We start from the raw sequence: 7,149 nt of genomic DNA, 5'->3' as shown, positions 1-7,149 counted from the left end.
GATCGACTCAAAAACTACCCACAAAAGCCGACAAAGAGCGACAGAAGCGGAAGTGAGCTAGTTCGCGCAGCTGAGGTGGGATGTATCAACGAGATCATCTATCCATTTGCTGAATATAAACGTGCTGGTACTAACCTTACAATGAATCTTAGGGAATCATACGTTGCTCGCAATCCGCTATCGGTTCAGGACCTCCAGAGACGACACGCGATTGCACTCAACGAGTCTGGCTCTGTGCCATTTCCAAGTGATTGGATTTCAACTGCCAGGGGGCAAACACTCCTTGGGATTAGTGGTAGCGGAAAAACAACTTTTGCCACTGCTTTTTCTCTGCCGTACCAAGTCGTCATCGAACATACCGCATATCACGGAAAATCTTTGGTCTGTCGTCAGATTCCTTGGGTGGGAATTCGAATGTCTCACGATGCCACCCTCAAAAGTTTATGCTTACAGTTTTTCGAGGTAGTAGACCATATCCTAGGCAATACCGACTACCGTCGACAAGCCGGCGCCGTGAGAAATGTTGCGCGCATGGTCATGCTAATCGCTCAGGTAGCGACAGCAGCATCAGTTGGGGTAATTTTTGTCGACGAGGTCCAGAATCTGAAGGCTGCGCTAGGAAAGAATGCTGTATTTGTATTAAATCTTTTTAGTGAGATCATCGAGAGAGCAGGTGTAACCCTAGTAGTCGCTGGAACACCAGCGCTTGCATCAGTCATTGACGAGAACGTTCGTAATCTGCGTAAGCTTAATTCCGGTGGTGAATCCAACTTTGTTCAGATGAAATACAAAGATCCGGAATTTGATGCATTTTGTGATACCTACTGGGAATATCAATTTGTCAAGAGGCCAATCCTTCTCGATAACACTATAAGGAAGGCTTGGCACAAAGTCGGCGCTGGGAATCCCGCCTTTACGGCACTCGCATTCATGCTAGCACAGCGCAACGAAATCGGTGGTCGAGAGGTTATCGATGCGGCGGCGTTCGATCGGGTAGCGAAGATTGATATGGCAATCCTGGAGCCAGCTATCAGCGCACTTCTTAGCGGCCAAGCTCATCTTCTTAAGAGTTTCGATGATCTTCTTTTTAAGGAAGGATGCACATCGCTTCGCAAGCTCATCGCTTGGTCGGATGGTGACGAGGCAGATGATTCAAGCACCAATGAGTTTAGCGAACTACATGATATTCCTTTAAAGCATACCGCGGCGGTTAGAAAGCCGGCTAGAAAGAAGAAGGGCTCTCCACTTGACGCACCTCAGGTTAACTTGCCAACTGAGAATCCGCTAGTCCAATAATTCTTGCATCTCAGCATAACCATGGACTCGTGTCCATTTCCCTATGTGCCAAGGTACATAAAGGGGGAGCTGTTATTCTCTTGGGTATCTCGACTTCACTTTCTAAATGCGAAAGGCAATCCCCGCCAAACGCTGAACGAACTTTTCGGCTCAAGCACCGGGATCCCTAGTGCCGACTTACCTTGTCGCCTCGATACGTTCGTCAAGCGCACCGCTGGATGGGGACCTTTCACCTCGTCGGATGACGTTGCCCTCTCATCTACTTTATTTTCCTACTACGGTGCGTTCTTTACCCCAGAACGCTTTGTCGCGACGCTGGGACGGCTTAAGGAAGATCGTGCTGACGGGTTAAAGGTTGCGATGGGCATAGTCGCTAATGGCTTCGGAGCATCGACTGTGTTTCGCAGTTGCCGACAATGCGACAACGAATCCTTAAGTCAGAATGGTTACGTCGTATTGAGCCGGGTACACCAGCTTCCAGGCGTGCTCCTATGTCCGTATCACGTCGAACCTTTGTGCCAACACTTTATGCAAAGTCTCCAACCACATCGACAGACACTTATCGTCCCAGCAACGAAAATCATCGATACCTATATTCCGACTAGAAATTTGCATCTTCAAAAAATCGCGTCCTTATCTGCAGAAGCACTTGAAAGCCCTCCTACTGGACTTACAGCAGCAAACAGAAGTCGGACCTATATGCAAGGTCTAGAAATGCATGGGTTTTTGCTAAACGGTCGAGTTGACTGGGAGGTACTCGCGAAATCGTTACGATATGAATACAGCGACTTCGTTGGACTGTCATTTAGGAACCGTCTACTTTCTTCGGAACGATTCCCTTTGAGATGGTTACGCGACCTGTGTGAAAGGCCCGACCGTTCTCTGCATCCATTGTGCCATCTACTTCTTATCGGGATGATCTTCGGAACTGTACGCAATTTCGTTTTAGCCGCAAACACGCCCACGGTTCGAAATCCAAGTAGTGCTGCCCCTTGTCAGCAGGGCAAAACCCAGACAGAAGCTCAGATCAAGACCGACTATATCTTGCTCAACAATAAAGAATTGAGCTGTCGACAAGTCGCGCAAAAAGTTGGGGTATCAGTTACAACAGTCGTAATATGGCGGAAAACTTTGGACTTACCAGTTAATGACCGTCGAAAATCCATTACAAGTACTCAACTTGATGAGATAGAGCGGCTTCTCAAGGCCAAGAAAGCAGTTGCCGAAATAGCTGTGCTTACAAGAGTTTCCGTTTCCACTGTCAACAGAGTACTTGGTACGTTGCCAAATGTAGCGGAGATACGTAAAGTTCACAAGAACGTAGCAAATCTCGCAAATTACCGTGCGAAATGGCTGGATGCGATAGCGGAGAATCCGACGTTGGGGATTCAGATGGTAAGAGCCGTTGCTGGGGCTGCATATGCCTGGCTGTATCGACATGATCGTAGCTGGCTTATCGACAGTATATCAGCCCGTCCAAATATATCTAGACGTCCCCGCAATTCACGAGTTGATTGGCCAAAGCGCGACTTAGTGCTGTGCGACGTTATCAATACCGAAGCACAGCGCCTTCGTTTTTCTAGTTCCAGAGATCGAGTTTCAGCAGCGTCACTATTACGTGCGGCTACTTCGGAGTCAAATTGGCGGCGAAATATAGAGAAGCTTCCGCTTGTTACGCAAGCAATTATCGAGAATACTGAGGATGACGAAATGTTTCGCAAGCGCAGACGCGGTTTAGCAAAAGCTGATCTGGCTAAAAAAGGACATCTCGAACCCGCAGAATGGCGCATTCAGCAAGCATCAGGAATCAGGAAGAAGTAGCGCCTTAATAACAAATATGCTTTGCTAGCTTAAATTGAAGAGTGCAAGTTATCATGCTGACTATTCTATAAAAAACCTGTCGTTAATCGTATTGATTCCGAGTTAGCTCAGAATTGAAGCCGTTGAGTGGAGGAAGCGGTTCTCTACGCTTATGTTCTTAGCCGTCTTTCAATCGCGGCTTCGATAATGTGATAGGGCGTCTGTCCCGGCAAAAGAGCCGCTCTTTGAACTTGAGAAGCCGTTAATTTTCGCCCCTGACGAATGCATTCGGTTATACCCCATTCGATCAGTCTTGAACGAAAGTCATGAGGTGATTCAGGTATTAACTCGCCCAAAATTTTGTTCCGGCGGATAAACTTATTTAGAGTTGGTATTGGGATCCGCAAACGTCTCGCCGCTAGCGTTACCGTCCATTTAATTGGACGGCTTTTTTCGGCAAAATGTTGCACCCGTACGGCGGAAAGTGCCCCCAATATTTTGTTGTCGCGGCACTTTTTTTGTGGACGTAAGGTTTTCTTATAATCGTCTAGCCACTCCCGGTCACGTGCATAGGCACGTGCACGGGCCATATGTTGCTTAAATGCCGATGATGTCCCGCGAATCGTTACCCTATCTGCGTTAATGCCTGGCGGCTCAATCCATTTTGGTGCTGACCTCATGTCTCTATCATGTGCCCAGTTCCAAAGCCATTCGCGGTCTTGGAAATATAATAACCAATAAGCATAAGTTTTAACGGCACGCAAGGCACTGCGCTGTTTATGTTGATGACCGAAGTTTTCAGCAATTTGCCTTGCTTCAATAACGGTCGATGGGCGACCGTCTTTAGATGCCGTTCTATCTTTTGAAACCTGACGTCTTTTTGTTAACGGTAGAGACTTTTGGTAAGCGACTTCTTGCTTGGCATTATCAAATGTAATTCCATTCGCTACTAGGATTGCTACAGCGATATGCGGTTCAAGATTCTTGGTCCAGTGGGCTTGCTCGATTGGTGATTGTTTAATTGTTTGTGTACTTCGGCGCCAGTACAGCCAGTCAAGGCCATCAACTCCATAAGAGGCAGACAGTATATTCCTCATAATGGTCGCTCTAGATATATCCACTTCGCTCTCAACAAAACTAAATATATATGGTACTAAGTGGCGAAGATCCAGTTCCCCAGGAGAGGCCACTAGTGCTTTAGATGCGAAGATAGCTAAGTCAGTCCATAATTCGTTCGCAGGTTCACGCACCAGATTTGGAATTATCTCCGCGCCACATCCGCATCTCGCTGGGATAAGCGTTACTTCCATAAATGAAGAACGAAAAGGGGCCCCACACCTTCCGCAACTGTCCTGCAGCGCTAGCCCGTGGACTGAGCATGCCTTGCTCTGAAGCTGGTGTGCACGGTGGAAATATGGGCATCCCAAATTTTGCGTGTCATGTTCCACGCATGCAGGACATACGCGCAGAGTTGGCAGCGATCGACGTCGACCATGAAAGCTACTGGTGCTGGGGTCTTTCAGTTCTATTAGTTTAAACGTGTCCCAATACGGCTTTGTGGTAAACGTCCTTACCAAGTCTTCGTAGTCGAAGCCTAATAGGTTTGAAAGCGCGAATACGTAATTTGCACCGTTTAGAGGATCTGCGAGTGGGGATTTTATATTCGCTTTTAGCTTGTACGTTTGAGCGAACGAAGCGAGCGAAGATTCGGCGTTGAGGGACACAAGCCGTGAAAGCCAGCTGCCGAAAAGTTCGTCCGGAAATGGCTCAGGTATATATGGCAAGGTCGCTTTGACCGTTTCCTCGGCTGTACGCGGCTGCATATTTCCGAGCCTCCTCACCTTTTTGTCTTACAAATACAGTGAACTTGCTTCTTTTTTTTCTTCTTAACCAACGCATTTATATCAACGCGCTTGCGATAGTACACACAGCTAGACGGGGCTGGCTTTTCCTGAAATTAGCATCGCCCCGCCCGGCAGTCAAGTTTGTAAACGGTTGTGGCACACAACCGCTAGCAAACTCCAAAAGGTAAAATTATCCACATTAGAAATTAATAGGGAGTTTTGCTTGTGTCCTTAAGCCAAATTACCCGCTTTAATTGTAACTTCACGGGTGTTTTTCAGACCTACCGAAATTACTCCACCGTCACCGACTTCGCCAGATTGCGTGGCTTATCCACATCGGTACCACGTGCCAGCGCGGTGTGATACGCCAGCAACTGCAGCGCCACCACGTGCAGGATCGGCGACAACTCGCCATAATGTTCCGGCAGGCGGATTACGTGCAATCCCTCGCCCGAGGTGATACGCGAGTCGACGTCGGCAAACACGTACAGCTGCCCGCCGCGCGCGCGCACTTCCTGCATGTTCGATTTTAATTTCTCGAGCAGCGCGTCGTTCGGGGCGATGGTCACGACCGGCATTTCTTCCGTTACCAAGGCCAGCGGGCCGTGCTTCAATTCGCCCGCCGGATACGCTTCGGCGTGGATGTACGAAATTTCCTTCAGTTTCAAAGCGCCTTCCAGGGCGATCGGGTAGTGCATGCCGCGGCCCAGGAACAGGGCGTTTTCCTTGCGTGCGAATTCCTCGGCCCAGGCGATGATCTGCGGCTCCAGCGCCAGCACCGCGGCAATCGCCACCGGCAGGTGACGCATCTGCTTCAGGTGCGCGGCTTCTTCTTCCTCGCTCAGGCGGCCGTTCACTTGCGCCAGCGTCAGCGTCAGCAGGAACAGGGCGGCCAGCTGGGTCGTAAACGCTTTGGTGGAAGCGACGCCGACTTCGACGCCGGCGCGGGTGATATACGCCAATTCGCATTCGCGCACCATGGCGCTGGTCGAGACGTTGCAGATGGTCAGCGTGTGCTGCATGCCGAGGCTGCGCGCATGCTTCAACGCGGCCAGGGTATCGGCGGTCTCACCCGACTGGGTAATCGTCACGACCAGGGTTTTAGGATGCGGCACGCTGTCGCGATAACGGTATTCGCTGGCGATTTCGACGTTCACCGGCAGCTTGGCGATGCACTCGATCCAGTATTTGGCGGTGAGACCGGCATAGTAACTGGTGCCGCAGGCCAGGATCAGCACGCGGTCGATGTCGTTAAAGACGCGATAGGCGTTGTCGCCGAACAGTTCCGGCATGATGCCGGTGACACCTTCCAGGGTGTCGCCGATCACGCGCGGCTGCTCGAAAATTTCTTTCTGCATGTAGTGGCGGTACGGACCCAGCTCGGCCGCGCCGGTGTGGGCGTGCACGGTTTTCACTTCACGCTCGACCGGACGGCCATCGACGTCGACGATCCAGTAGCGCGACAGTTGCAGGTCGACGACATCGCCCTCTTCCAGGTAGATGATCTGGTTCGTGGTGCCGGCCAGCGCCATGGCGTCCGACGCCACGAAATTCTCGCCCTCTCCCACGCCCAGGATCAGCGGCGAGCCCTGGCGTGCGGCGACGACGCGGTGCGGTTCCTCACGCGAGAACACGGCAATCGCATACGCGCCGTGCAGGCGTTTCACGGCCTGCTGCACGGTGTCGAACAGGTCGCCGTTGTACATGTGGTCGACCAGGTGGGCGATCACTTCGGTGTCGGTCTGGCTCATGAAAACATAGCCCAGGCCAGTCAGTTCACTGCGCAGTTCGTCGTGGTTTTCGATGATGCCGTTGTGCACCAGCGCGATGCGCGCGCTGTCTTCGTTCGGCGAGAAGTGCGGGTGCGCATTGTGCGACGCCGGCGCGCCGTGCGTGGCCCAGCGGGTGTGGGCGATGCCGGTAAAACCTTGCAGGCCGGTACCGGCAATTTGCGTTTCCAGGTCGGCCACGCGCGAGGTGCTGCGCGAACGGGCCAGACGGCCTTCGACGTGCAGGGCGACGCCGCAGGAATCGTAGCCGCGGTATTCGAGGCGTTTCAGACCCTCGATCAGGATAGGGGTGATGTTACGTTGAGCAACTGCGCCGACGATACCGCACATGGAAAACCTCATTATAAAAAATTAGCAATAAATCGTATCCTACGGCAATACGTGTGAAATATGCTTTCAGAACCCAGTCATTTTTGTTA

At 51.1% G+C, this 7,149-nt stretch carries 4 protein-coding genes and 1 pseudogene; 2 read left to right on the top strand and 3 right to left on the bottom strand.

From position 1 onward, the window contains the following. Positions 1-1,296: ATP-binding protein (locus ACHAC9_RS12585; protein WP_435760337.1), on the top strand; the 1,296-nt coding region annotated here is incomplete at its 5' end. Between the two features lie 21 nt (positions 1,297-1,317). Continuing rightward, positions 1,318-3,117 carry a TnsD family Tn7-like transposition protein gene (locus ACHAC9_RS12580; protein ID WP_435760336.1) on the top strand — a complete coding sequence of 600 codons (1,800 nt, stop codon included), beginning with the start codon at positions 1,318-1,320 and terminating at the stop codon, positions 3,115-3,117. 149 nt (positions 3,118-3,266) lie between these two features. On the opposite strand, the gene ACHAC9_RS12575 is transcribed toward ACHAC9_RS12580, so the two are convergent. From ACHAC9_RS12575 to glmS, 3 genes and pseudogenes are all read right to left on the bottom strand, one after another. Next, complete coding sequence (locus tag ACHAC9_RS12575) at positions 3,267-4,346, bottom strand: hypothetical protein (protein WP_435760346.1); 1,080 nt, start codon at positions 4,344-4,346, stop codon at positions 3,267-3,269. Positions 4,347-4,463: 117 nt separating this feature from the next. Beyond that, positions 4,464-4,919: pseudogene (locus ACHAC9_RS12570) on the bottom strand (TniQ family protein); the annotation flags it as partial. A gap of 311 nt (positions 4,920-5,230) precedes the next feature. Then, entirely contained in the window at positions 5,231-7,060 is a 1,830-nt protein-coding gene (gene glmS, locus ACHAC9_RS12565) for a glutamine--fructose-6-phosphate transaminase (isomerizing) (protein ID WP_435760335.1), read from the bottom strand. Positions 7,061-7,149: the final 89 nt, after the last annotated feature.

The sequence above is a fragment of the Massilia sp. CMS3.1 genome, assembly GCF_051262535.1.
GTDB lineage: Bacteria > Pseudomonadota > Gammaproteobacteria > Burkholderiales > Burkholderiaceae_D > Telluria.
This window is presented reverse-complemented; position numbering and strand designations above follow the sequence as displayed.